The organism is Sphingomonas faeni (genome assembly GCF_030817315.1).
In the GTDB taxonomy this organism is placed as follows: domain Bacteria; phylum Pseudomonadota; class Alphaproteobacteria; order Sphingomonadales; family Sphingomonadaceae; genus Sphingomonas; species Sphingomonas faeni_C.
In genome coordinates this window covers 1,310,283-1,334,977 of record NZ_JAUSZF010000001.1, presented here as the reverse complement: position 1 = coordinate 1,334,977, position 24,695 = coordinate 1,310,283, and the positions used below count along the sequence as shown (strand labels likewise).

The following is a 24,695-nucleotide window of genomic DNA, read 5'->3' as shown; positions in this document are numbered from 1 at the left end:
GCGGGAGTCTAGGATGACGACCGCTACCGCCTGTGATTCCTGGGTCCCCGCCTGCGCGGCGGAACAAGGAGCTTCAGGGTTACGCCACCAGACTAAGCGCAACCGCTTCCGCGACCTTGATGCCGTCGACTGCCGCGGACAGGATGCCCCCCGCATAGCCAGCGCCTTCGCCCGCCGGGAACAGGCCTGCGGTGTTGAGGCTCACGAAATCATCGCCCCGCGTGATCCTGACGGGCGACGAGGTCCGGGTCTCCACCCCCGTCAGCACCGCGTCAGGATGATCGTAGCCGGGAATTTCACGCCCAAACGCAGGCAATGCTTCCCGCAAAGCGGTGATCGCGAACTCCGGCAGGCATTCGGACAGGTCGGTCATGTGCACGCCTGGCTTGTACGACGGGATCACCGAGCCGGGCGCGGTCGACGCGCGCCCCGCGAGCAGATCGCCAATCCGTTGCGCGGGAGCCTTGTAGTTCGAGCCGCCCGCGACATAGGCGCGCGACTCCCAGTGGCGTTGCAGTTCGATTCCCGCCAGCGGGTGGCCGGGATAGTCGCGCTCGGGGTCGATGCCGATCACGATCCCCGAGTTCGCGTTGCGTTCGTTGCGCGAATATTGGCTCATGCCGTTGGTCGCGACGCGGCCCTCTTCGGAGGTTGCTGCGACGACGGTGCCGCCCGGGCACATGCAGAAGCTATAGACGGTACGCCCGTTTTTGCAGTGGTGCGACAGGCTGTACGCCGCCGCGCCGAGATCGGGGTGGCCCGCGCAGGGGCCGAAGCGGGCTTCGTCGATCCAGGATTGCGGATGTTCGATGCGGACGCCGATCGAGAAGGGCTTCGCCTCGACATGCACGCCCTTCGCGTGCAGCATCTCGAACGTGTCGCGCGCGCTATGGCCGACCGCGAAGACGACGTGGTTGGCTTCGAGATAGTCGCCGGTGCTCAGGTGGAGGCCGCGTAATTGCCGCGTGCCGGCCTCCTCGACGATGTCTAGGCCGTCGACGCGGGTCGAGAAGCGGTACTCGCCGCCGAGCGCCTCGATCGTCTTGCGCATGCTCTCGACCATCGTGACGAGGCGGAAGGTGCCGATATGCGGGTGCGCTTCGGTGAGGATTTCGGGCGGCGCGCCGGCTTTGACGAACTCGGTCAGGACCTTTCGACCCAAGTGGCGCGGGTCCTTGATCTGGCTCCAGAGCTTGCCGTCGGAGAAGGTGCCGGCGCCGCCCTCGCCGAACTGGACGTTGGATTCAGGGTTGAGGACGCTCTTGCGCCAGAGGCCCCAGGTGTCCTTGGTACGCTCGCGGACGACTTTGCCGCGGTCGAGGATGATCGGGCGGAAGCCCATCTGCGCTAGGATCAGGCCGGCGAAGAGGCCGCAGGGCCCTGCGCCGACGACGACTGGGCGGGGGCCGGTGTAGCTCGGACCGCCTTTGGTGACGAAGCGATAGCCGGTGTCCGGGGTACGCTGGACGTGGCGATCTTTCCGGAAGCGGGTGAGGACGGTGTCCTCGTTCTTCAGCGTGACGTCGACCGAATAGACGAGCTGGATGTCCATCTTGTCGCGTGCATCGTGCGCGCGCCTCGCGATCGTGTAGCGGATCAGGTCGCGCGGGGTGACGCGCAGGCGATCGCGGATCGCGGCGGGGAGCGCTTCGTCGGCGTGGTTGAGCGGGAGCTTGAGATCGGTGATGCGGAGCATGGGGGACGCTCTAGCGCCGCGCGCCGCGATCCGCCATCGGGTGCAGGAGAGGACATGATCATGCGGACCGACGACGAGCAGAATGCCAAGAGCGCTAAGCGCAAGGAGGTCCACGATAAGATCGTCGCGAGCAAGACGATCGAGAAGGGCTTGATCATCGTCCACACCGGCAAGGGCAAGGGCAAGTCGACCGCCGCGTTCGGCATGGCGGTGCGGATGATCGGGCATGGGCGGAAAGTCGGCGTGGTGCAGTTCGTCAAGGGCGCGATGGCGACCGGCGAGAAGGCGATCTTCGATGCGTTTCCGGACCTGTGCGAGTTCAAGCCGATGGGCGAGGGGTTCACCTGGGATACGCAGGACCGCGCGCGGGATATCGCGGTGGCGCGCGAGGGTTGGGACGAGGTGAAGCGAATGATCGCCGATTCGTCTTATGCGATGGTGGTCGCGGACGAGCTGAACATCGTGTTGCGGTATGAGTATCTGCCGGTCGACGAGGTGCTGGCGGTGCTGTCGGCCAAGCCCGAGATGACGCATGTCGTGGTGACGGGGCGGAACGCACCGGATGCGCTGATCGAGGCGGCGGATCTGGTAACCGAGATGACGCAGGTGAAGCATCCGTTCCGGTCGGGGGTGAAGGCTCAAGCGGGCGTGGAGTTCTAAGGCGATTTCACGCGAAGGTTCTGCCGGTCACGGCGCTAGCCAAAAATGCTACGTCATCCTGACGAAAGTCAGGACCCAGAGCCACGAAGGCTACCGCCCGTTACCCTGGGTCCTGACTTTCGTCAGGATGACGGCGGATTGGTGGAACTGCTGGAGCGAGCGCCCAACGGCGCGCCGCCATCTTGCGTCCCCCCAGCCCCGCGCCTATCGCTCGACTTGCGACAGGTTTTCCCGAGGCGGCAACGCGTAGGGAAATGAAAATGGGAACGGGAAACACCCGGCTGCCCCTGCAACTGTACGCGGCGAGCCATCGTGCCACATGCCATTGGGATACTCCCGAGAAGGCGGCTCGGACGGCGTTGACCCGCGAGCCAGGAGACCTGCCTGTCGCGGTCGTCTTTCGTCCGGCCAGGGTGCGCCGAACGGACGGGTAACACCCCGAGCGACGACATCGCTTCGCGTCGCGCGGAGGCCGGAGGCGTGCGCCTTTTGCCCCTCGCGCGGTGCGGGATCGACTGTCCGAAGGGGTAACTATGCCAGGTTCACATCAAGTTGCGATCGTCTTGGAACGGACATGCTGAAGTCGGTCGAGGACGGCGTCGCGGTGGTCGCGTGCAATACGTGTCGCCATTCCGCGGACGCGCGCGACGACGAGCAGGGCCAACGCGGCGGCGCGCGGCTGGTCAGCGCGTTAAAGGCAGTACAGGCGAGCGATCCCGCTTATGCCGACGTCACCGTGCAGGAGATGCCGTGCCTGTTCGCGTGCCAGGATTTCTGCACGATCCACCTGCGCGCACCCGCCAAGGTCGGCTATGTGCTCGGCCGGTTCGAGCCGACCGAGGATTCCGCGCGCGCGATCCTCGATTACGCGCGGCTCTACGGCGACAGCGCGTTCGGGCAGGTGCCGTTCAAGCAATGGCCGCAGGGTGTGAAGGGCCATTTCATCACGCGCACGCCGCCCGCTGGGTTCGTCGTCGAATGACCGCATTCGCAACGCCCGTCGCGTTTCTGGCGGCCTTGCGCGGCTTGCCGCAGGCGGACGCCGCGGCGCGATCCGCGGCGATCACCCGGGAGGGGGAACTGACCAAGCCGCCAGGCTCGCTCGGGCGGCTGGAGGATATCGCGGTCTTCATGGCCGGCTGGCAGGCTAACCCGCTGCCTCGGCTCGATCGCGGTAGTGCGGTCGTGTTTGCAGGCAATCACGGCATCGTCGCGCGCGGTGTGAGTGCGTTCCCGGCCTCGGTCACCGCGCAGATGGTCGCCAATTTCCAGCATGGCGGCGCGGCGATCAACGCGCTGTCGCGCGCGGCGGGCCTTGAGCTGAAGATCGTATCGCTCGATCTCGACCGGCCGACCGCAGACTTCACCGAAGCCCCGGCGATGTTGGAGGAGGAGTGCCTCGGCGCGATCAACGCTGGCGCGGCGGCTGTCGCGGATGCGCCCGATCTGCTCGTGCTCGGCGAGCTGGGGATCGGCAATTCGACTACCGCTGCGGCGCTATGTCTGGCGAGCTTGGGCGGGGCGGCGAGCGACTGGGTAGGGCCGGGTACCGGCGTCGATGGCGAGGGCATCGCACGGAAGATCGCCGTCGTCGAGGCTGGGGTCGCGCTGCACCGGGATGCACTGGGCACGCCGTTCGAGATCTTGCGGCGGCTCGGCGGACGCGAACTGGCGGCGATCGCGGGTGCGGTGGTCGCGGCACGGCAGGCGAGCGTGCCGGTGATGCTCGACGGCTTCATCTGCTGTTCGGCTGTGGCACCGTTGGCTGCTGCGTGCCCCGACATTCTCGCGCATTGCCTTGCCGGGCATGTCTCGGCCGAGCCGGGGCATCGTCTTTTGCTCAAGCGCATGGGGCTCGAGCCGTTGCTATCGCTCGGCATGCGGCTGGGTGAGGGCAGCGGAGCAGCTACCGCGACGTTGCTCGTCCGCGCGGCACTGGCGGTCCATGCGGAGATGGCGACGTTCGCCGAGGCGGGCGTTTCGGCGGCGTGAGCGCGTACATGCTGTACCTGATGCGGCATGGTGCGCCCGCGGTGGCGGGTCGGTTGCTTGGGCGAACCGACGACCCGGCAACCGAGGCAGGGATCGCCGCCTGCGTCGCACGCGCGAAGGGCATCGCGGTGGAACGAATCAGAGCATCCGATCTGATCCGCGCGCGTGCCTGTGCGGATGAGATCGGTGGGCCGCGCGGCGTTTCGGTCGAGGTCGATCCACGCTGGCGGGAACTCGACTTCGGCACCTGGGACGGTTTGGCCCCCGCTGCGATAGAGCCCGCCGAGTTGGCGGCGTTCTACGATGATCCCGATGCCTCACCACCGCCCGATGGCGAACGCTGGTCCGCGTTGCAGGACCGTGTGGCGCGCGCACTGGCAGAGATGCCACCGGTCTCGACATTGGTGGTGACGCATGGCGGCGCGATCCGGGCGGCGCTCGCGGAATTGTGCGGGTTCGATCGACGGCAGATCTGGGCGTTCGACCTGCCCTATGCCGCGCTCGTCTCGCTGCGCATATGGCCGCGCCCGAGTCGGACCGTGCAGATCGTCGGGCTGGCGGCATGAAACGGTTGATCGTCGCGTTCGGCTTTCTGACCCGCCTGCCGATGCCGCGCGTTGAGGTGACCTCGACTGATTTCGCCGCCGCCATTCGGTTCTACCCTGTCGTTGGTCTCGTGATCGGCCTGATCGTCGCGGCGGCCGGATGGGCGGGTGCGCTAGTCGATCCGTGGATGGGGGCCGGTGCTGCCCTGCTGACCTGGATCGCGGTGACGGGGGCGCTGCATCTCGATGGGCTTGCCGACCTCGCCGACGGGCTGGGCGCAGCGCATGGCGATCGGACGCGCCTGCTTGCTGTCATGGCCGATCCGCATATCGGGAGCTTCGGCGTCGTCGCGATCGTCTGCCAGATGCTCGCCAAGCTCGTGCTGCTGCATGCCGTAGGGGTGGGCTGGGGGCTGGCCCTTGTGCCGTTCGCGGCGAGGATGGGGCCGCTCGCATGGGCGAGACTGTTGCCGCCACTACGGCCCGGCGGGCTCGGCGCAGCGGTCGCCGGCGCGGTCCGCGCCCGCGATCTGCTGGGATGGGGCCTGTTGCTCGCGCTCGCGGCCGTCGCGGTGCCGGCGCTGATCGCTCTCCCGCTGCTCGTGCTCGGCGTCGCGGCATGGTTGCGGCGGACGCTGGGCGGCGTGACCGGCGACGCGCATGGCGCCGGGATCGAGATCCTCGAGACCGGTCTGCTAGTCGCGCTCGCGGTGGCCGGCGCGCTCGCTTAGCGCCAATAGCGCATCGAGATCGACATGCCGTTCGAGCGTCGCGGCGATCGCGTCGAGCGCAGCATCGATCGACGCGCCATGATCGGGCCCGCTGGCCGCGACGCCGAGCCGCGCAAGCCACGCCGCGCGTTGCTCCGCGAGCGCGAGCAGGCCGTGGACGTAGCTGCCCGACACCAGCCCGTCCGCACTCGTCGCGCCTTCGGGGCTGCCATCGGCGCGGTGGCCGATTGGGCGCGTGGTCGCGGGCCCAGTGGTTGCGCCCATGTGCATCTCATAGCCCTCGAACGCCGCGCCCTGCGCCCGGCCGCGCACCCTTTCCAGTGTCTTGCTGCCGGTGAGGAACGTGTCGATGTCGAGCAGTCCGAGCCCGTCGACACGCCCCGCCGGTCCCTCGATTCCGTCGGGGTCGGCGATGCTGCGACCGAGCATCTGGTAGCCCCCGCAAAGCCCGAGCACCGGCTTGCCGCGGCGGTGATGCGCACGGATATCGATGTCCCAGCCTTGCGCGCGGACAAAGGCGAGGTCGGGGATCGTCGCCTTCGATCCCGCGAGCACGATCATGTCGACGTCCGGGATCGGCGTCCCCGGCGGTACCATCACCAGCGCGACACCGGGCTCGAGCCGAAGCGGATCGAGGTCGTCGAAATTGGCGATCCGCGGCGTGATTGGGCAGGCGATCGTGACGCGGCGTTGTGCACTAGCGGAAGGGCGTTCGAGGATCACCGCGTCCTCGCTCGGCAACCTTACCGCGTCGGCCAGCCACGGCACGACGCCGTACCCCCGCCACCCGCTCCGCGCTTCGATCGCGCGATAGCCGTCGTTGAACAGCGCTGGGTCGCCGCGGAACTTGTTGACCAGGAACCCGTGGATCATCGCCGCGTCGGCCGGATCGATCACCGTGCGCGTGCCGACGATCGCGGCGATTACGCCGCCTCGGTCTATGTCGCCGACAAGTATAACGGGAACTTCGGCGGCGCGGGCGAAGCCCATGTTGGCGATGTCGCCGGCGCGCAGGTTGATTTCCGCCGGGCTGCCCGCGCCCTCGACGACGACGAGATCGCAGCCTGTCGATAGCCGTTCGAAGCTGTCGAGCACGTCGACCAGCAGCCCTTCGCGCCCCTCCCGCCAGCGCGCCGCGGCGAGCGTGCCGCGCACCTGGCCGCGTACGATCAACTGCGACGTGCGGTCCCCCTGCGGCTTGAGCAGCACCGGGTTCATGTCGACGCTAGGCTCCACGCGGCAGGCGATCGCCTGCGTCGCCTGCGCACGGCCGATCTCGCCTCCGTCGGCGGTAACCGCGGCGTTGTTCGACATGTTCTGAGGCTTGAACGGGCGGACCGACAGCCCGCGATTGGCGAAGGCGCGGCATAGTCCGGCGACGAGCACCGACTTGCCGACGTCCGAGCCGGTCCCCTGGAGCATCAGAGCGCCCATGCGATTCCTCCGGCAATGACGAGTAGCAGCACGCACGCCCGGCGATAGATGCCGAGCGCGGCGCGAAGATCCGATGCGGTGGCGTCCGCACGGCCGTCGCCGATATACGGCTTGGCGACACGCACCCCGTCATAGGCGATCGGGCCGGCAAGGCGCAGACCAAGCGCACCGGCCATTGCAGCCTCGGGCCAGCCGGCGTTGGGCGAGGCATGATTGCCAGCATCGCGCCGCATCGTCCGCCATCCGCCGAGCCCGGCGACGCAGAGCAACACACCGCTGAGCCGCGCGGGGATCAGGTTCGCGACATCGTCGGTCCGCGCCGCCGCCCAGCCGAATGCGCGCCATCGCTCTTCGCGGTGCCCGATCAGACTGTCCGCGGTATTGATCGCCTTGTACGCCCAAAGCCCCGGTAGCCCGGCGACGAGCAACCAGAACAGCGGCGCGACGACGCCGTCGCACACGCTCTCGGCAAGGCTCTCGATCGCAGCTCGCGCCACGCCCGCTTCGTCGAGCGAAGCGACGTCCCGCCCCACGATCATCGCGACGCGCGCACGGGCGCTCTCCAGATCGCTGGCTTCGAGCGCGCGAGCGACCGGCACGACGTGATCGTACAGGCTGCGGATCGCGACCCCCGGCGCGGCCATCAAGCCGATCGCGAGCCAGGCTGCCGGGCCGAGCACGAGGCGGGCAAGCGCAGTAGCGGCAAGCGCCACGCCGGACGCGACGGCGACGACTCCTACGATCGTGACGACGCCGGCAGCACGACGGGTGGCAGCCGACCATTCAGGTCTGTTCCAGCGGGTCTCCGCCAAGCCGATCAGGCGAGCGAAGCCGCCGACCGGGTGACCGATCCGCGCGTAGAGCGGGGCAGGCCAGCCGATTGCCGCGTCGACGGCGATAGCCAGCACGGCAACCGGCTCAGCCACTGCCGAGCGCTCGTTCGAGCCGCGCAAACGCAGCGTCGTTACCGGGAACGCCCATGCGTAGCCAATGCGGTGCGTGATCGAAGGTGCGGGTCAGGATGCCGGCCTGCGCGAGCCGTTCGAACAATGCGGGCGCCGCATCCCTCTCGACCAACCGGAACGAGCCGCAGTCGCCGCGCACACGCAGGTCGTGGCGTGACAGCAGTGCGTCGAGCCTTGCCGCTCGGTCGACGATCGAGAGACGTGCAGCAGCGATCCAGGCGGTATCCCGGTAGGCGGCGGTGCCATAGGCCACGGCATGGGCGGATATGGGCCAGCTGCCGAGCCGCTTCCGCATCGCCGCGACGTGTTCGGGCGGGGCTATCATGAACCCGAGCCGCACGCCGGGCAGGCCGAAGAACTTGCCGTACGACCGGAAGACGATCGCGCGGTCGTCGGGGCGGAGCAGGGGAACGATGCTCGATTCAGGTGTCGCATCGGCAAACGCCTCGTCGACGACGAGCCAGGCACCCGCGCGCGCGATCGTGAGCAGGCGCTGCGGCGTGTCGCAATGACCGTCCGGATTGTTGGGATTGGCCAACAATAGCGTGCCGTCCTCAACCGTATCGATCGCGTTTCGCGTGATCGGAACGGCGCCGTCGATCGCTTCGGCATGCGTAGCGTAGCTCGGCGCGACGAACCGGACGGGGCCCGGCAGGTCCAGCGTGGCGAGCGTTCGCAGGCCGAGTTCGCTACCGGGCAGTGCGACGACCCGGTCGACGGTCGTGCCGAATACGGCAGCAGCGGCGGTTTCCAGATCGGCGATTGCGGCGGGCGAGGGGAGGCTGTGCAGATCGACGATCGGCACGGTCCCGGTCGGCCAGGCGCAAGGGTTGATGCCGGTCGACAAGTCGAGCCAGGGGCGCGGCGCATCCGGGTAGAGCATTGCGGCGAGATCGATCCGTCCACCGTGGATGCGCAGCGCGTTCATACCATCTTTCACTCGGACCCGCGGGCTTTCGCTTGATCTTCCGCGCGTCATCGTCATTCCGGGCCCGTCGAGCAAGCGCGAAGGAGACGGTGGGATGCAGTCGATCGGAACACCGTTCGGGAAAAGCCTGTTCGTGCTTGGCGGCGCACGGTCGGGGAAAAGCCGACATGCGCAGGCCGTAGCGGAAGCAGCAGCGGCAGCGGCAGCGGGGGATCGCGCAACGCGGCTAGTCTATATCGCGACCGCGCAGGCGTTCGACGGCGAGATGGAGGACCGGATCGCGCGTCACCGCGCCGACCGTGACGATCGGTGGCGGACCGTCGAGGCTCCGCTCGCGCTCGGCGAAGCGTTGCGACGCGAAGACGGTACGGAAACGGTGATGCTGGTCGATTGCCTGACGCTGTGGATGTCGAACCTACTGCTTGCCGACGAGGCCATCGCGGCGCGCGTGGACGAGCTGGTCGAGACGATCGCGCGGTTGGAAGGCCGCGTCATCCTCGTCTCGAACGAAGTCGGGTTGGGGATCGTCCCGGATAATTCGCTGGCGCGACGTTTCAGGGATGCCGCGGGGTTGCTGCACCAGCGGATCGCCGCGCAGGTCGATTCGGTCGACATGGTCGTGGCTGGGTTGGTTCAGCGCTGGAAGACGCCGAACAATCACTAAGCGTCATGGAATGAATATCGACCGACAAATTCGTGCCTATCAAGTATCGGCCGCAAGTAAAAACTAACATTTGTTTGCTGAAGAAAGCTGATCTGCCTGTTGAACGGCGGAACTTCTGCGTCGTCATCGACGAAAGCTGAAACCGGTAATTTTAATTTTGGTTGGGTTATTCGTGAATTGATTCGAGCAAATCGGGTAGCTCGAACATTAATTAAACATTTTCACTCAGGTTATGTTAAAAGACATCATCGCCAGCCGATTTTTGGGCTCTGACGACCGAGAGATGCATGTGCTCCCGCCCCGATCTCTGCGGGATTACACTCATGGCTACGACGCCCAGCCCCCTGGCGCTGATGGTTCGGAAGTTGGAAACGCACGCGGTGCTGGACGACGACGACCGCACGGCTCTGCTCGCTCTGCCGTACACATTGCGGACGTTCGAGCCGTCGTCGTATCTCGTGCGGGAAGGCGACGTGCCCGACCAATGCGCGGTGCTGTTGTCGGGCTTCGCGTATCGTCAAAAGCTGACCGGAGCCGGCATGCGACAGATCGTGTCGCTCCATATCCCCGGCGAACCGCTCGACTTTCAGCATCTGTTTCTGGATGTGGCGGATCACAACGTGCAGACGCTGACCCGGGCCGATGTCGCTACGATCCCGAGGTCGGCGCTGCGCGAACTGGCACGGACACGTGCGGCGATCGGTAACGCGATTTTCGTCAACACGTTGGTCGAGGGATCGATCTTTCGCGAATGGATCCTGAACATCGGTCGGCGCGACGCCCGATCGCGGCTGGCTCATTTCCTGTGCGAATTCGCGATCCGTCTCGATCGACAAGGGCTGACCGGACCGGACGGCTACGAGTTGCCGATGAGCCAGGAGCAGCTTGGCGACGCGCTCGGCTTGACCGCAGTGCATGTCAACCGAACGATCAAGTCGTTGGAGTCCGATGGGCTGATCGGACGCAACCGTCGTCGCATCAGCTTTCCGCGATGGGATGCGCTGCGCGAACTGGCCGACTTTTCGAGCCGGTACCTGCATCTCACGCCGCAGACGAGTTGATCAGTCGATCTATCGCTCGCGTGCTTGGTCGACCGAATCGATGATCCGCCCGCCTGCCATGAATACGGCGATCGGGCAGGCGGCGAACAGTAGCCAGCCGCCATATCCCGGATATTGCTGGAGATAGTGCATCCCGCGTTCGACGGCACCGAGCCACAGGCCGTAGATGACGAGGAAGGCCTCGAACTTGGTCTTGATGATGAAGAGGCGCGTAAATCGGGTCCACATGGCGAGCGGATCGGCAAGATACGTACCAGTGGCCGATATCCGCCATTCCCTCGCGCATTGACGTAGTTAACTGTAAATTAACCCGACATTGAGGCGCCCGACCCGGCAGTCAAAGGCGAGCTACGTGGGTAACGTGGTCGGCCTCGCGGACATCTAGCGCGCGTGCGCAATCTTCCGTCAGCACGACGCCGTCCTCGGTCTCGCGGACCTTGCCGAATGCGGCGCGAAAGTCTGCGAGGTGGCCGGTCGCGACGAGGGTCTCCTTACCGCCGTCGTCGCCGATCGCGACCAATTTGCTGTCGCGTGCGTCGGCGATCGAGCGGACCTGGTCGGTGCGCGCGGTCATCGTCGGGCCGCCGTCGAAGATGTCTACATAGTTTTCGAATGCGAACCCTTCGTTCTCCAGCATCCGCATCGCTGCGCGGCCCGAGGGGTGGGGAAGGCCAATCGCGGCGCGCGCGGTCTCGGTGAGCATCGCGGTGTAGATCGGGTGCTTGGGCATCAGGTCGGCGATGAACTGGTGGCCGTTGATCGCATTGAACTGATCCGCGTCCTGGAAATTCATCCCGAAGAAACGGCCGGCAAGGCCGTCCCAGAACGGCGAGCCGCCGGCCTCGTCGATCACGCCGCGCAGTTCGGCGAGGATGCGGTCGGCGAAGCGCGCGCGGTGCATCTTGATGAACAGATAGCGGCTGCGGGCGAGCAACAGGCCGAGGCCACCTGCGCGTTCGCCGGGATGGAGGAAGAGTCCCCCGACTTCGCTCGCGCCTTCAAGGTCGGTTGCGAGCGAGAGCATGTCGGCGCGGAAGGTCCGGTTCAGCTCGCGGCTATGCTGGGTGAGCTGGCCGATCCGGTAGCTGTAGAAGGGGTAGCTTTGGCCGACCAGCGTGAAGATCTGACAGGTGCCGCGGACTTCCTTCGTCTCGATATTTTCGAGGATCAGCACGAACAGCTCGTCCTGGACCGGGCCGTCCGTGCGCGCGAAGGCGGCGTGGCTGCGCTCGAGCTTGGCGGTCAGCGCGCGGCGATCGGGCGGCAGGTTGGTGAAACCACCGCCGGTCAGCTTGGCCATTTCGTAGAGGTGCTGGAGATCGTCGTCGACCGCGGCCCGGATCCTGAAGCTCACAAACGGCCCTCCGCGATGCGCAATATGGTGACCGCCGACAGCGCCGCGCGCTCGGCGAGGCTGTCGGGGATCATGAACTCGTCAGTCGAGTGGATCGCGCCACCGCGGACGCCCATCGTGTCGACGACCGGCACGCCGGCGGCGGCGATGTTGTTGCCGTCGCAGACGCCGCCTGTGGCTTTCCAGGCGATGTCGAGGCCGAGGTCGGCACCGGAACTCTTGACCAGATCGAACAGGCGCGCGGCGCTCGCGTCGATCGGTTTCGGGGGGCGATTGAAACTGCCATGGACTTCGATCCGGACGTCGTGCTCGGCAGCGACCGTCTCGACCACGGAGTCGATGTGCGACCTAGCGCGGGCGATGTCGTCGAGTGTCGCGGGGCGGAAGTTGATGCGGAGGATGGCGAGGTCGGGGACGACGTTGTTCGGGCCGCCGCCTTCGATCCGTGCCGGGTTCACCGCGAGGTCAGGGCCGCGCACCTTCGACAGGCGCACCGCGATGTCGGCGGCGGCGACGAGTGCGTTGCGGCCGTCCTCCGGGTTGCGACCGGCGTGCGCGCTGCGGCCGTGGACGATGATCGAGAAATTTCCCGTGCCGCCACGCGCCCCTGCGAGCGTACCGTCGGCGAGCGCGGGTTCGTAGGTCAGCGCGGCGACCTTGCCGTGAGCCGCGCGTTCTAAAAGCGCGGCGGAGGAGAAGGAGCCGGTTTCCTCGTCGGAGTTGATGACGACTTCATAGCCTATGCGTGCGGGGAGGGGGCTGGCCTCGACCGCTTGGAGCGCGGCGAGCATGACCGACAGCCCGCCCTTCATGTCCGCGACGCCGGGACCGTTCAGCCGGCCGTCGTCCAGCCATTGCAGCGACTGGAACGCGTGATCGACCGGGTAGACCGTGTCCATGTGGCCAGTGAACAGCATGCGGACTGGCGCGTTAGGGCGGACGACGAGATGCAGGTGTTTGCCGTGCTCGATCGCCGAGACCACGCCGTCCGCGCCGACGCTGTCGACCGGGGTCGGCTCGACGAGCGTGATCTCGCCCGGCAGGACCGCGAATGCATCGCCCAGCAACCCGGCCATCGTCGCGAGGCCCGCGAGGTTGCGTGTGCCGCTGTTGACGACCGCCCACGCCTCGACCTGCGTCAGCATCGGTGCGGCGCCCGCCGTGTCGACGGCATCGCGCTCTATCGTCGAAAGTCCCCTCATCACGCGATCCTATCGAGGCCGGGCGCGCGTGGGAACAGCGTCAGAAGCTGTAGACCAGCGACGCGCGGCTGGTTGTGTCGGTCGAGACCGAGCCGATCGGCGGTTCGCTTTCATACTGGACGCTATACGACAACGCGGCGGACAGGGGGCCGATCAGCTTGGCGTTGATCGAGGTCGTGCCGCTGAGCGTGCTGTTGAAGCGCTGGACATAGGCGGACGCGACCTGGCTGACCGACAGGCCGCTGAGGATGCGGATGCTGAAGTTCGCGGTGCCACGCGCGGCGAGGCTGCTCTGCACGGTATCGTCGGTGAATTCGGTGTGACGATAGGCTGGTCCGAGTTCGAGATCGAGCTTGGTACCGGCGGTCTTGATGACGCTGTAGCCCGCGCCGATCGAGGTCGAATAGCGGTTGTAATAGCCCAGGAACCGGTCGCCTTCATACTGGCCGACGCCGTAGACATACGCGCGATCGTCGATCTTGTAGTTGGGCTCGTACGAGGCGAGGTAATGCTCGCGCGTCGTGATGTTGAGGTTCGACTGGTAATCGGCCTGGGCGTGGAACTTGTGACGCCAGCGCAGGCCTTCGCGGTTGAGGTCGAGCACCGCGGTGCCGCCCGCTGTGTCGGAATTGCCGGTCGTGAGGTAACCGCCGACTTCCGCCTTGCCGCTCCAGAGGTCGAGGAAGCTCGCCTGGCGGATGACCTGCGTGCGCTGGGCGGCGCGATCGGCCTTCCACTTCTCGGCAATCGCCAGCACCGCGTCGCCGCTGAGCGGATCGGCGGCGCGGGCGTATTTGGCGATCGTGTTGACGTCCGCCTCGTTGCCCGCCTCCAGCGCGGCGTCGAGCATCGCGCGGATCGTTTCGGGGATCATCACCGATTGCGGATCGGGGGCGTTCGCCAATAGGAACGGGGCGAACAGAAGAGGGGATAAGCGGCGCACAGCCGTTCCGTAACGGCAGCGTAGCGGATTGGGAACTGCTCAGCGTGCCGAGGTTGCGCCGAGATGTGGCGCGAAGGCGGCGAGTACCTGTTCGTAGAGCGCCTTCTTGAATGGCACGATCAGCCGCGGCAGGTCGGCGGGATCGCTCCAGCGCCATGCACGGAATTCCTCGTGCTCGGTGGCGATGTTCACGTCGGCGTCGGTGCCGTGGAAGCGGTACAGGAACCAGCGTTGCGTCTGGCCGCGCCATTTGCCCTTCCAGACCTTGCCGAGCAGTTCGGGGGGGAGGTCGTAGACGAACTCGCCGGGCGCTTTGGCGATCAGCTCGACCTTGTCGGGCATGACGCCGGTTTCCTCGCCGAGTTCGCGCAGTGCGGCGGCTTCGGCGTCCTCGCCGGGATCGATTCCACCCTGCGGCATCTGCCATGCCTCCAGCGGCGAATCGTTGCGCTGGCCGACGAAAATCTTCCCTTCCGCGTTCATGAGCATGATGCCGGCGCAGGGACGATAGGGGAGAGTCGAATAATCGGTCACAAAAGTCTCCGGAACGCAGGCGCTTGAACGGTTGGCGGCTTGGGCGGCGGGCAGCGCGCTCCTACCTACGGAGCATGATCCATGTCGTCCACCATCCCGACTATGTCACGCCGGCGCCAGTACGCTCGACCTATCGCTGGAACAAGAACGGGCTGATCCGCGACCTGCTGCTCGACAAAGGCGATGCCGTCGCATGGCATCGCGCCGAGACGACGCCGACCGCGTGGCTGGAGGCGGTGCATGACGAGGATTATGTCGCCGAGGTGCTTCGCGCGGACGTGCCGAAGGAGAAGGAGCGGCGGATCGGGTTTCCGGTGACGGAGGCGGTGGCGTCGCGCGCGGCGATCGTGCCGCACGGGACTTGGCTGGCCGCGTGCCTCGCTTTGGAGCACGGGTTTGCTGCGAATACGGCGGGGGGGAGCCATCATGCGCTGGCGAACACGGGGGCGGGGTTCTGTGTTTTCAACGACCTGGCGGTCGCGGCTGCACGGTTGATCGACGAACGCCGCGTGGCGCGTGTTCTCGTCGTCGATTGCGACGTGCATCAGGGTGACGGGACCGCTGCGCTGCTCGCGGGACGGCCGGAGATCGCGACCTATTCGATCCACGCGGAGAAGAATTTTCCGGTGCGGAAGGCGCGGTCCACGATCGACGTGCCGCTGCCGGACAAGGTCGGCGACGAGGTTTATCTGGGGACCCTGGAAGCGACGCTGGTGCCGTTGCTCGACGAGTTTCGGCCGGAGCTGATCCTGTATCAGGCGGGGGTGGATCCGTTCGATGGCGATCGGCTGGGGCGGTTGTCGCTGACCCTGGATGGTCTGGCGCGGCGGGAGCGGCTGGTCGCGGGCCTCGCGATCGCGCGGGGTTTGCCGCTCGCGAGTACGGTCGGCGGCGGGTACGGCGAGGATGCGCTGGCGATCGCCGAACGGCACGTCGCCGCGATTCTGACGCTCGGCCAAACTTTTGCCGCCGCGGGTGACGCCGGACTGCGGGTTGGTGCATTGAACGCGCGATGACGACACCTTCCCTGCTCTGGCTGCGCCAGGACCTTCGCCTTCACGATCAACCCGCGCTGATCGCGGCCGCGCATGCGGGGCCGGTGATCCCGGTCTATGTGCTCGACGACGATGCGCCGGGGAAATGGAAGATGGGCGGGGCGCAGCGCTGGTGGCTGCATCATACGCTCGACGCGTTCGGGACGTCGCTGGCCGACAAGGGATCGAGGCTGATCCTGCGGCGGGGGGACGCGGTCGAGGTCCTGATCGCGCTGATGGAGGAAACCGGCGCCGGGCAGGTGCATGCGATCCGGCATTACGAGCCGTGGTGGCGCAAGGCCGAGGCAGCGCTCGGCGATCGGTTGTGCCTGCATGACGGCAACCACCTCGCGCGCGTCGAGGACGTGAAGACGGGCTCGGGCGGGCAGTTCAAGGTGTATTCGTCGTTCTGGAAGGCGCTCAACCAGATGATGCCGCCGGGTGAGCCCGAGCCTGCGCCGCGGACGATCCCGGCGCCGTCGAAGTGGCCGAAGAGTGAGAAACTGGCGGAATGGGAACTCCTGCCGACTAAGCCGGATTGGTCGACGGGGTTCGAGGACTGGGCGCCGGGCGAGGCTCAGGCGTTGGAGAATGCGAAGGCGATGGCGCCGATCGTCGAGGCGTATGATGTCGATCGCAACATGCCGTCGATCGAGGGCACCTCGCGCTTGTCGCCGCATCTGCATTTCGGGGAGATATCGCCGCGTACCGTGTGGCATGCGGTCGATGGCCATGGCGATGCGACGACGTTTCGCAAGGAACTCGCGTGGCGGGACTTCACCGATGGCGTCGTGCTGACGATGCCGGATTACGGCGACACGAACGGGCGGCCCAAGTTCGACAAGCTGCCCTGGCGGTCGGGCAAGGACGTCGATGCCGACCTGAAGGCGTGGCAGGAGGGCAAGACCGGGTATCCGATCGTCGACGCCGGAATGCGCCAGCTTTGGGCGACCGGGTGGATGCATAACCGCGTACGGATGATCACGGCGAGCTTCCTGGTGAAGCACCTGCTGATCGACTGGCGCGAGGGGGAGCGGTGGTTCTGGGATTGTTTGGTCGATGCGGATTACGGGAATAATTCGGTGAACTGGCAGTGGGTGGCCGGGACCGGGGTGGATTCGAATATGTTCGGGCGGATCATGGCGCCGTTGTCGCAGTCGGAGAAGTTCGATGCGGGGGATTATATCCGGGAGTGGGTGCCGGAACTGGCGACGGTGTCGAGGGGGGCTGTCCACGATCCGGAGGAATCCGGGTGTCGGCCTCGCGACTATCCGGCGAAGATCGTCGGGCATCGGGAAGGGCGGGAGCGGGCGCTCGAGGCTGGGCGGCACGCTCGGTAGGGTCCGTCTGCTCCCCTCTCTGGAAGGGAGCGGCTGGGGGTGGGTTGGCCGGTTCGAGCCGATGACGGTCGACCAAGCGGAACCCTACCCACCCCCAACCCCTCCCTTTCAGGGAGGGGGGAGCGTTGCGGTGTTGTCGCCGTCGGAGACGTTCGATGCGGGGGAGTATATTCGGGAGTGGGTGCCGGAGTTGGCGACGGTATCGGGGGGCGATCCATGATCGGGAGGAGTCTGGGTGTCGGCCTCGTGACTATCCGGCAAAGATCGTCGGGCATCGGGAAGGGCGGGAGCGGGCGCTCGAGGCTGGGCGGCACGCTCGGTAGGGTGCGTCCGCTCCCCTCCCTTTCAGGGAGGGGAGCGCCTTGCGGTGTTGGCTGGGTGATCGCGTTCCAGCCGTTTCCGCGCCGACGGCTCTTTCCTAGCTGCCAAGCGTGTTGCATGGAGCGCCGCGATGACTGCCGTTCCCGCTTTCGACGATGTGCCTGCCACGCAAGCTTCCACGGTTGCTCGCCTCGTCGCGCCGGTTTTCCACCGATTGCTCGACCAGATCGACGCGGGGCTCGAGAGCGGCGGGATCGATGCGCGACTGCCTGATGGCACGCGGCGGCTGATCGGCGGACGTGCGCCGGGACCTTTGCCGGTCGTTACGGTGCATCGCTGGCGTGCGCTGGTGCGGCTTGCGACGGCGGGGTCGGTTGGCTGGTACGAGGGCTGGGCGGCGGGCGACTGGTCTAGCCCCGATCCGGTGCCGCTGTTCGACCTGTTCATGCGCAACCGGCGATCGCTCGGGGGCGCGGCGCGGTCGGGGGGCGTGGTGCGGCTGGCGGCGCGGGCGTGGCACAGGATGCGTCGGAACGACCCGACTGGCTCGCGGAAGAACATCGCGGCGCATTACGACCTCGGCAACGATTTCTACGAGACGTGGCTCGATCCCAGCCTGACCTATTCGAGCGCGATCTTCGCCGAGCCGTTCGATGATGCCGAACCGCATGAGGCGGCGCAGGCGACCAAGCTGCGCGCGATCCTCGACCGGACGCGCGCGCGGGCGGGGGATACGATCCTGGAGATTGGTTGTGGCTGGGGGTCGTTCGCCGAGATGGCGGCGCGGGCGGGGGTCGGCGTGCATGCGCTGACCTTGTCGGTCGAGCAGAAGCGGCAGGTCGACGACCGGATCGCGGCGGCGGGGCTCGATGGTGTGCGCGTGGCGCTGACCGATTACCGTGACGTCACCGGGACCTATGACGCGGTGGCGAGCATCGAGATGGTCGAGGCGGTCGGCGAGGAATATTGGCCGGTGTATCTCGACGCGATCGCGCGTGCGCTGAAGCCGGGTGGGTGCGCGGCGTTGCAGTATATCTCGATCGACGATGCGATCTTCGACTCCTACTCGCGGAGTGTCGATTTTATCCAGCGCTACGTGTTTCCGGGCGGGATGCTGTTGTCCGCGCCGCGGTTTCGCGCGCTGGCGGAGGCGCGGGGGCTCGTGTGGGAGGATCGGCGCGGGTTCGGGTTGCACTATGCCGAGACGTTGCGGCGCTGGCGGGTGGCGTTTGATGCTGCGGTGGCCGAGGGGCGGTTGCCGGCGCGATTCGATGCGCGGTTCGTGGCTTTGTGGCGCTATTATCTGATGTATTGCGAGGGTGGGTTTCTTGGCGGCGGGATCGATGTGGCGCAGGTTACTCTGGTGAAGCGGTAGCGCCTGCCATTCCCAATCCGTCATTCCCGCGCAGGCGGGGATCCATATTGGCGAACATCGTTGATTGAGTCGCTTGGCCAGCCAGTCTGGGTTCCCGCCTCCGCGGGAATGACGGGGTAGTGGCTTAACCGACTCGTTCGCAATGGCCGGGTTCGAAGCCTTCGATCGCCAGCGCTACGATGCGGTCGGCCACTATTGTCGGCTCTTTCACCGAGTTCGGATCTTCGCCCGGGTACGCCCGTGCGCGCATTTTCGTGCGCGTCGCACCCGGATCGACGATCGCGGTGCGGATGGCGCTGATCTCGGCCATCTCGTCGCCGTATGCGCCGAGGAGGGTTTCGAACGCGGCCTTCGACGCGCCGTATAGGCCCCAATAGGCGCGGGGCTTCCGGCCTACGCTGGAGGTCACGCCGATCACCCGGGCCGACTTCGCTTTCTTCAGCATCGGATCGAATGCCGCGATCAGGGCGGCCTGCGCGCTGACGTTGAGCGTCAGGACCTGCGCCATTTCCTTCGGATCGATCGCCGGGACGGACGACAGCGAGCCGAGCATGCCGGCGTTGAGGACGAGAATATCGAGCGCGTCCCAACGGTCTCCGATCGCCGTCGCGAGCCGCGCGATGGCTTCGCTCTCCGCCAGATCGAGCGGAGCTATCGTTGCGGAGCCGCCGGCTGCGTGGATCGTCGCCTCGACCTCTTCGAGGCCGCCAGGAGTGCGCGCCGTCAGGACGACGTGTGCGCCCTTTGCCGCCAGCGCGATCGCGGTCGCGGCGCCGATGCCGCGGCTGGCACCGGTGACCAAGGCCAGTCGGCCTTCGAGAGGCTTGTCCGTCATAATCGCTCCGGGGATATCAGATGACGCGTTCGGCGAGCATCGCGAACTGGTCGACTTCCGAGCCTTCGTCATGGTCGGTCAGCGTGGTCGGATAGTCGCCGGTGAAGCACGCATCGCAATATTTCGGGCGGACATCCGCGCGCTTCGCCTCGCCGAGCGCCTTGTAGAGGCCGTCGATCGAGATGAAGGCGAGGCTATCGGCGTGGATGAAGCCGGTCATGCCGCCGAGATCGAGCTTGGCCGCGAGCAGCTTCTCGCGCTCGGGCGTGTCGACGCCGTAGAAGCATGAGTGCCGCGTCGGCGGGCTGGCGATCCGCATATGGACTTCGGCGGCGCCGGCTTCGCGCATCATCTCGACGATCTTCAGTGAAGTGGTGCCGCGGACGATCGAATCGTCGACAAGGATGACCCGCTTGCCCTTGATGAGCGCACGGTTGGCGTTGTGCTTGAGCTTGACGCCGAGGTGGCGGACCTTGTCGCCCGGCGAGATGAACGTGCGGCCGACATAATGCGAGCGGATGATGCCGAGCTCGAACGGGATGCCCGACTGCTGCGCATAGCCGATCGCTGCCGGGGTACCCGAATCGGGGACGGGGATGACGAGATCGGCATCGACCGGCGATTCGATCGCGAGCTGCGCCCCGATCGCCTTGCGGACCGAATAGATCGAGTGATCGTCGACGATCGAATCGGGGCGCGAGAAATACACCCATTCGAAGATGCACGGCCGCGCCGCCATCGGCGCGAACGGGCGGATCGAGCGGATCTCCGAACCTTGGACGATGACCAGCTCGCCGGGCTCGATCGCGCGGACGAAAGTGGCGCCGACGACGTCGAGCGCGACCGTCTCGGACGCGAATATCACCGCGTCGCCGAGCTTGCCCATGACTAGGGGGCGGATGCCGAGCGGATCGCGGCAGGCGATCATGCCCTCCGGCGTCATCACGATCAGCGAATAGGCGCCTTCTATCTGCTTCAGCGCATCGATGAAGCGATCGAGCAGCGTCCGGTAGTTCGACGTCGCGACGAGATGGATGATCGTCTCGGTATCGCTGGTCGACTGGAAGATCGAGCCGCGGCGGACGAGCTCGCGACGCAACCGCATCGCGTTGGAGATGTTGCCGTTATGCGCGATCGCGAAGCCGCCGGTCGAGAGTTCGGCGTAGAGCGGCTGGACGTTGCGCAAGGCCGTCTCGCCGGTCGTCGAATAGCGGACATGACCGCAGGCGACGGTGCCGGGGAGGGCGCGGATCACATCGTCGCGGTCGAAATTGCCCGCGACATGCCCCATCGCGCGGTGGGTGTGGAAATTGGCGCCGTCGAAGGTCGTGATGCCGGCGGCTTCTTGTCCGCGGTGCTGCAGCGCGTGCAGCCCCAGGGCTACGAGCGCGGCCGCGCCATCGGTGGCGGAGACGCCGAACACCCCGCATTCTTCGCGGAGTTTGTCGTCATCGAAAGGATTGGTCGTCTGCATGCCGGATCTCACGTCGTGCGGAAGCAGCCCTATACGAGCGGTTGGCGGCGTTGTCGCCTGTTTGTAATAACATTGCGTGCTGCTGGTCGCATCTGGGCGGCTTTCGGGTATATCCGGGGCATGACACACAGCCGCGACACGGGCCTGACGCTCGATCCGAAATTCGACTCCGCCGGGCTTCTGACCGCGGTCGTCACCGACCGGGTGTCGGGCGACGTGCTGATGGTCGCGCATATGAATGCGGAAGCGCTGGCGGAGACGCAGGCAACCGGCGAGGCGCATTTCTGGTCGCGGAGTCGGGAGAAGCTCTGGAAGAAGGGCGAAACGTCGGGGAACGTGCTGCGTGTCGCCGAGCTGCGGATCGATTGCGACCAGGATGCGGTGTGGGTGATCGCCGATGCCGCGGGCCCGGCGTGCCATACCGGTGAACGCACCTGTTTCTTCCGGCGGATCGAGGGGGGCAAGCTGGTGCCGGCCGAATGAGGCGGGTGCTGCTGCTTGCTTTAGTGTTGGGCGGATGTGGGCGAGAGCCGTCCAACGTCGTGGCGGACAGTGCGGGGACTCGGCTGGAGGCGGCGGCCGAGATGGCGGGGATCGTGCCGGACCCGAACGCCCCGCTGCAGGGATCGTGGGCGCGCGATACGGACCGCGTCTGCGTTGTCGGAACCGAGAAGACGAGCCGCATCGGGGTCAGCGTCGATTATGGCGAGGCCCAGGGCTGTACCGCGTCGGGCACGGTCGAGCGCTCGGGCGACGCGCTGAAGGTCGCGTTCGGCGTGTGCAAATTCAACGCTAAGTTCGATGGCGACCGGATCGTGTTCCCGGCCGAGATGCCCGAGGCCTGCGAATCGCTGTGTACCGGCCGGGCATCGCTGGCCGCGGTGACCGTCGACCGGATCAGCGAATCGCGGTCGGAGGCCTCGACGTTGCGATCATCTGCGGGGAAGTTGCTCTGCGCTAATTGACGTTGACGTAAACGAGAGTTATCTCTTTGGGGATGGCGACACGAGCTTCTCTCTCTCCGGTTTCTCCCGAGTCCTATGCGGTGATCGAACCGCGGCATGACCGGGAGAGCTTCACGATCTCCGACCTGTCGGCCGAGTTCGACGTTACCGCGCGGGCTCTGCGGTTCTATGAGGACGAGGGACTGATCGCGCCCGAGCGACGCGGCACGCAGCGTATCTATTCGCACCGCGACCGCGCGCGTCTCGCCTGGATCCTGCGCGGCAAGCGCGTCGGGTTCAGCCTGGGCGAAATCCGCGAGATGATCGATCTCTACGATCTCGGTGACGGCCGACGTGCGCAGCGGCAGGTCGTGATCGAGCGCAGCCAGGCGCGGATCGCGCTGCTGACCGCGCAGAAGCGCGACATCGATCTCGCCATCGACGAACTTACCAGTTTCGTGGCCCTTCTCGAAGTGAGCCGCGCCCAAGACACCCCGCAAGGATAAACCATGCCCCAGTATACGCCCCCCGTCCGCGACACGCGTTTCGTCCTCGAGCATGTCGTTGGCCTGCCACGCTATTCCAATCTTCCCGGCTTCGATGCGGCCTCGCCCGACGTCGTTGACGCGGTGCTTGAGGAGGGCGGCAAGTTCGTCGCCGAAGTGCTGTTCCCGCTGAACCTGTCGGGCGACCAGCAGGGTTGCACGCGGCATGAGGACGGCTCGGTGACGACGCCGGACGGCTTTAAGGAAGCCTACAAGCAGTATGTCGAGAGCGGCTGGGCGACGCTCGGCAACCAGCCGGAGTATGGCGGGCAGGGCATGCCGCACGTCGTGTCGACCGCGTTCCAGGAATACATGATCTCGTCGAACATGGCGTTCGCGATGTATCCAGGGCTCACGCACGGCGCGATCGCCGCGTTGATCGCCAAGGGCTCGGACGCGCAGAAGGCGATGTACGTGCCCAAGATGGTGTCCGGCGAATGGGGCGGGACGATGAACCTGACCGAGCCGCAGTGCGGCACCGATTTGGGTCTGATCCGCACCAAGGCCGAGCCGCAGGCGGATGGTTCGTACGCTATCACCGGCACCAAGATCTTCATCTCGTCGGGCGAGCATGACCTGACCGAGAACATCATCCACCTCGTGCTGGCCAAGACGCCGGGCGCGCCGGACAGCTCGAAGGGCATTTCGCTGTTCGTAGTGCCGAAGGTCATGGTGAATGAGGACGGGTCGCTCGGCGCGCGCAACGGCGTCACCTGCGGCTCGATCGAGCACAAGATGGGCATCCACGCGAACTCGACCTGCGTGATGAACTATGATTCGGCGACCGGCTGGCTCGTCGGCGAGGAGATGAAGGGCCTCGCTGCGATGTTCATCATGATGAACGCCGCACGTCTCGGTGTGGGCTTGCAGGGCCTCGGCGTGGCCGAAGTCGCGTATCAGAACGCCGTCCAGTACGCGCAGGACCGACGCCAGGGTCGCGCGCTGACGGGGCCCAAGGAGCCGCAGGAGAAGGCCGACACGCTGTTCGTCCATCCCGACATCCGCCGCATGCTGATGGAGGGCAAGTCGCTGACCGAGGGCCTGCGCGCGCTGATCCTGTGGACCGCGCTCCAGGCCGATCTCGAGCATCATGCCGATACGGAGGAAGAGCGCCAACTGGCGGGTGACATCATCAGCCTGCTGACCCCGGTCATCAAGGGCTACGGCACCGATAAGGGCTACGAGATCGCGACCAACGCGCAGCAGGTTTACGGCGGCCACGGTTACATCGCCGAATGGGGCATGGAGCAGTATGTTCGCGATGCCCGGATCGCGATGATCTACGAGGGCACCAACGGCGTTCAGGCGATGGATCTGGTCGGACGCAAGCTCGCGCAGAATGGTGGGCGCGGGATCCAGGCGTTCTTCAAGCTGGTCGCGGACGACGTCGCCGCGGCGAAGGCCGATCCGGCAACGGCGGTGTTCGCCGAGGCGCTGGAGAAGGCGAACGGCCAGCTTCAGGCGGCGACGATGTGGTTCATGGCGAACGGCATGAAGAACCCGGAGAACGTCGGTGCGGGCGCGGTCAGCTACATGCACCTGATGGGGATCGTGGCGGTCGGCGTGATGTGGCTGCGGATGGCCGTCGCTGCGACCAAGCTGAAGGCAGCGGGCGAGGGCGAGGCTGCGTTCCTCGACGCCAAGCTGGTCACCGCACGCTTCTATGCCGAGCGGATCCTCCCCGATGCGGGCGCGCTGCGTCGCAAGATCGAGGGTGGCGCGGAGTCGCTGATGGCGCTGCCGCCTGAGATGTTCATGGCGGCCTAATTGGCGCGGGCGGACCTTCGTTGGTCCGCCCGACTTGTTTCGATTGCGCCGGCCGGGGCCCAATCTTCGTTTAGGTAGCGGTCGAACTGTCGCGGTCGAACTATAGCGTGGCTGCCAGGTCCGCTTTTTAAGCTAGGGTTTCACGGCTACTTGACGTGCGCTTTCGAGGACGTGGACACGCGGCGGAACATCCTGCCCGCGGCCGAAGTCGGTTGTCGATGCGGTATCGCGATGCGCTAGCCATTGGCGGACGAGCTTGGGGAAACCTACCCACCCCCGCCCCTCCCTTTCAGGGAGGGGGGAAGTGCCGCTACCGCGTGGGTAGTTCGGTGCTTCGCGCGTGAACAACGT

General features: G+C 66.4%; 25 protein-coding genes and 1 riboswitch. Of the genes, 14 read left to right on the top strand and 11 right to left on the bottom strand.

Features of this window, described 5'->3' with window-relative positions; all coding sequences use genetic code 11:
* Nucleotides 1–79 precede the first annotated feature (79 nt).
* Entirely contained in the window at nt 80–1,696 is a 1,617-nt protein-coding gene (locus tag QFZ54_RS06185; RefSeq protein WP_307085461.1) for an NAD(P)/FAD-dependent oxidoreductase, read from the bottom strand.
* A 54-nt stretch (nt 1,697–1,750) separates the two neighbouring features.
* On the opposite strand from QFZ54_RS06185, the gene cobO reads away from it, so the two are divergent.
* The 5 genes from cobO (at nt 1,751) to cobS (ending at nt 5,624) form a co-directional block, all read left to right on the top strand.
* A complete protein-coding gene (gene cobO, locus QFZ54_RS06180) occupies nt 1,751–2,356 on the top strand; it encodes a cob(I)yrinic acid a,c-diamide adenosyltransferase (RefSeq protein WP_307085459.1) in 606 nt (201 codons plus the stop codon).
* A 206-nt stretch (nt 2,357–2,562) separates the two neighbouring features.
* A riboswitch (cobalamin riboswitch) is annotated at nt 2,563–2,758 on the top strand.
* 172 nt (nt 2,759–2,930) lie between these two features.
* Entirely contained in the window at nt 2,931–3,338 is a 408-nt protein-coding gene (locus QFZ54_RS06175; RefSeq protein WP_307085457.1) for a DUF1636 domain-containing protein, read from the top strand.
* On the top strand, nt 3,335–4,348 hold the full coding sequence (gene cobT, locus QFZ54_RS06170) for a nicotinate-nucleotide--dimethylbenzimidazole phosphoribosyltransferase (RefSeq protein WP_307085453.1): 1,014 nt from the start codon (nt 3,335–3,337) through the stop codon (nt 4,346–4,348). The genes QFZ54_RS06175 and cobT overlap by 4 nt, the downstream gene beginning before the upstream one ends.
* A complete protein-coding gene (locus QFZ54_RS06165; RefSeq protein ID WP_307085450.1) occupies nt 4,345–4,914 on the top strand; it encodes a histidine phosphatase family protein in 570 nt (189 codons plus the stop codon). Before cobT ends, QFZ54_RS06165 begins: the two co-directional genes overlap by 4 nt.
* A complete protein-coding gene (gene cobS, locus QFZ54_RS06160; protein ID WP_307085448.1) occupies nt 4,911–5,624 on the top strand; it encodes an adenosylcobinamide-GDP ribazoletransferase in 714 nt (237 codons plus the stop codon). Before QFZ54_RS06165 ends, cobS begins: the two co-directional genes overlap by 4 nt.
* On the opposite strand, the gene QFZ54_RS06155 is transcribed toward cobS, so the two are convergent.
* From QFZ54_RS06155 to QFZ54_RS06145, 3 genes are read right to left on the bottom strand one after another with little or no spacing between them, the layout of a single operon-like run.
* A complete protein-coding gene (locus tag QFZ54_RS06155) occupies nt 5,589–7,058 on the bottom strand; it encodes a cobyric acid synthase (RefSeq protein WP_307085446.1) in 1,470 nt (489 codons plus the stop codon). The two genes, cobS and QFZ54_RS06155, sit on opposite strands and share 36 nt — an antisense overlap.
* Nucleotides 7,046–7,984: an adenosylcobinamide-phosphate synthase CbiB gene (gene cbiB, locus QFZ54_RS06150; protein WP_307085443.1), complete on the bottom strand. Its 939-nt coding sequence runs from the start codon at nt 7,982–7,984 to the stop codon at nt 7,046–7,048. The genes QFZ54_RS06155 and cbiB overlap by 13 nt, the downstream gene beginning before the upstream one ends.
* On the bottom strand, nt 7,977–8,951 hold the full coding sequence (locus QFZ54_RS06145; RefSeq protein WP_307085442.1) for a threonine-phosphate decarboxylase: 975 nt from the start codon (nt 8,949–8,951) through the stop codon (nt 7,977–7,979). Before QFZ54_RS06145 ends, cbiB begins: the two co-directional genes overlap by 8 nt.
* A gap of 94 nt (nt 8,952–9,045) precedes the next feature.
* Here QFZ54_RS06145 and cobU point away from each other — a divergent pair, with 94 nt between their 5' ends.
* Nucleotides 9,046–9,615 carry a bifunctional adenosylcobinamide kinase/adenosylcobinamide-phosphate guanylyltransferase gene (gene cobU, locus QFZ54_RS06140; RefSeq protein ID WP_307085440.1) on the top strand — a complete coding sequence of 190 codons (570 nt, stop codon included), beginning with the start codon at nt 9,046–9,048 and terminating at the stop codon, nt 9,613–9,615.
* 323 nt (nt 9,616–9,938) lie between these two features.
* Nucleotides 9,939–10,676, top strand: a complete 738-nt coding sequence (locus tag QFZ54_RS06135; RefSeq protein ID WP_307085438.1) for a Crp/Fnr family transcriptional regulator — start codon at nt 9,939–9,941, stop codon at nt 10,674–10,676.
* A 9-nt stretch (nt 10,677–10,685) separates the two neighbouring features.
* Here the strand turns inward: QFZ54_RS06135 and QFZ54_RS06130 are convergent, their stop codons facing one another.
* The 5 genes from QFZ54_RS06130 to QFZ54_RS06110 form a co-directional block, all read right to left on the bottom strand.
* A complete protein-coding gene (locus QFZ54_RS06130; RefSeq protein WP_307085436.1) occupies nt 10,686–10,904 on the bottom strand; it encodes a hypothetical protein in 219 nt (72 codons plus the stop codon).
* A 109-nt stretch (nt 10,905–11,013) separates the two neighbouring features.
* On the bottom strand, nt 11,014–12,030 hold the full coding sequence (locus QFZ54_RS06125) for an arginine N-succinyltransferase (RefSeq protein WP_307085434.1): 1,017 nt from the start codon (nt 12,028–12,030) through the stop codon (nt 11,014–11,016).
* Nucleotides 12,027–13,232 (bottom strand): hydrolase, encoded by a 1,206-nt coding sequence (locus QFZ54_RS06120; RefSeq protein ID WP_307085432.1) that lies wholly within the window; start codon nt 13,230–13,232, stop codon nt 12,027–12,029. The genes QFZ54_RS06125 and QFZ54_RS06120 overlap by 4 nt, the downstream gene beginning before the upstream one ends.
* A 40-nt stretch (nt 13,233–13,272) precedes the next feature.
* Nucleotides 13,273–14,175: a DUF481 domain-containing protein gene (locus QFZ54_RS06115; RefSeq protein WP_307085430.1), complete on the bottom strand. Its 903-nt coding sequence runs from the start codon at nt 14,173–14,175 to the stop codon at nt 13,273–13,275.
* Between the two features lie 39 nt (nt 14,176–14,214).
* Entirely contained in the window at nt 14,215–14,709 is a 495-nt protein-coding gene (locus tag QFZ54_RS06110) for an RNA pyrophosphohydrolase (protein ID WP_307085428.1), read from the bottom strand.
* 74 nt (nt 14,710–14,783) lie between these two features.
* Between QFZ54_RS06110 and QFZ54_RS06105 the strand changes: the two genes are divergently transcribed.
* The 3 genes from QFZ54_RS06105 (at nt 14,784) to QFZ54_RS06090 (ending at nt 18,779) form a co-directional block, all read left to right on the top strand.
* Nucleotides 14,784–15,725, top strand: coding sequence for a histone deacetylase family protein (locus tag QFZ54_RS06105; protein ID WP_307085425.1), 942 nt, complete (start codon nt 14,784–14,786; stop codon nt 15,723–15,725).
* Complete coding sequence (locus tag QFZ54_RS06100; RefSeq protein WP_307085422.1) at nt 15,722–17,083, top strand: cryptochrome/photolyase family protein; 1,362 nt, start codon at nt 15,722–15,724, stop codon at nt 17,081–17,083. Before QFZ54_RS06105 ends, QFZ54_RS06100 begins: the two co-directional genes overlap by 4 nt.
* Nucleotides 17,084–17,534: 451 nt before the next feature.
* Nucleotides 17,535–18,779, top strand: coding sequence for an SAM-dependent methyltransferase (locus QFZ54_RS06090; RefSeq protein ID WP_307085420.1), 1,245 nt, complete (start codon nt 17,535–17,537; stop codon nt 18,777–18,779).
* Between the two features lie 124 nt (nt 18,780–18,903).
* Here the strand turns inward: QFZ54_RS06090 and QFZ54_RS06085 are convergent, their stop codons facing one another.
* Nucleotides 18,904–19,614 carry an SDR family NAD(P)-dependent oxidoreductase gene (locus QFZ54_RS06085; protein ID WP_307085418.1) on the bottom strand — a complete coding sequence of 237 codons (711 nt, stop codon included), beginning with the start codon at nt 19,612–19,614 and terminating at the stop codon, nt 18,904–18,906.
* A gap of 16 nt (nt 19,615–19,630) precedes the next feature.
* The gene (gene purF / locus QFZ54_RS06080; protein ID WP_307085415.1) at nt 19,631–21,088 is read right to left on the bottom strand and encodes an amidophosphoribosyltransferase; all 1,458 of its coding nucleotides are present in this window, start codon (nt 21,086–21,088) and stop codon (nt 19,631–19,633) included.
* 120 nt (nt 21,089–21,208) lie between these two features.
* On the opposite strand from purF, the gene hisI reads away from it, so the two are divergent.
* Genes hisI through QFZ54_RS06060 form a run of 4 tightly spaced genes read left to right on the top strand, consistent with a single transcriptional unit; the run spans nt 21,209 to nt 24,344 of the window.
* Complete coding sequence (gene hisI, locus QFZ54_RS06075) at nt 21,209–21,571, top strand: phosphoribosyl-AMP cyclohydrolase (RefSeq protein WP_307085413.1); 363 nt, start codon at nt 21,209–21,211, stop codon at nt 21,569–21,571.
* Complete coding sequence (locus QFZ54_RS06070; RefSeq protein ID WP_307085411.1) at nt 21,568–22,053, top strand: hypothetical protein; 486 nt, start codon at nt 21,568–21,570, stop codon at nt 22,051–22,053. Before hisI ends, QFZ54_RS06070 begins: the two co-directional genes overlap by 4 nt.
* 32 nt (nt 22,054–22,085) lie before the next feature.
* On the top strand, nt 22,086–22,538 hold the full coding sequence (locus QFZ54_RS06065) for a MerR family transcriptional regulator (RefSeq protein ID WP_307085410.1): 453 nt from the start codon (nt 22,086–22,088) through the stop codon (nt 22,536–22,538).
* 3 nt (nt 22,539–22,541) lie between these two features.
* Complete coding sequence (locus QFZ54_RS06060; protein WP_307085408.1) at nt 22,542–24,344, top strand: acyl-CoA dehydrogenase C-terminal domain-containing protein; 1,803 nt, start codon at nt 22,542–22,544, stop codon at nt 24,342–24,344.
* Nucleotides 24,345–24,695 lie beyond the last annotated feature (351 nt).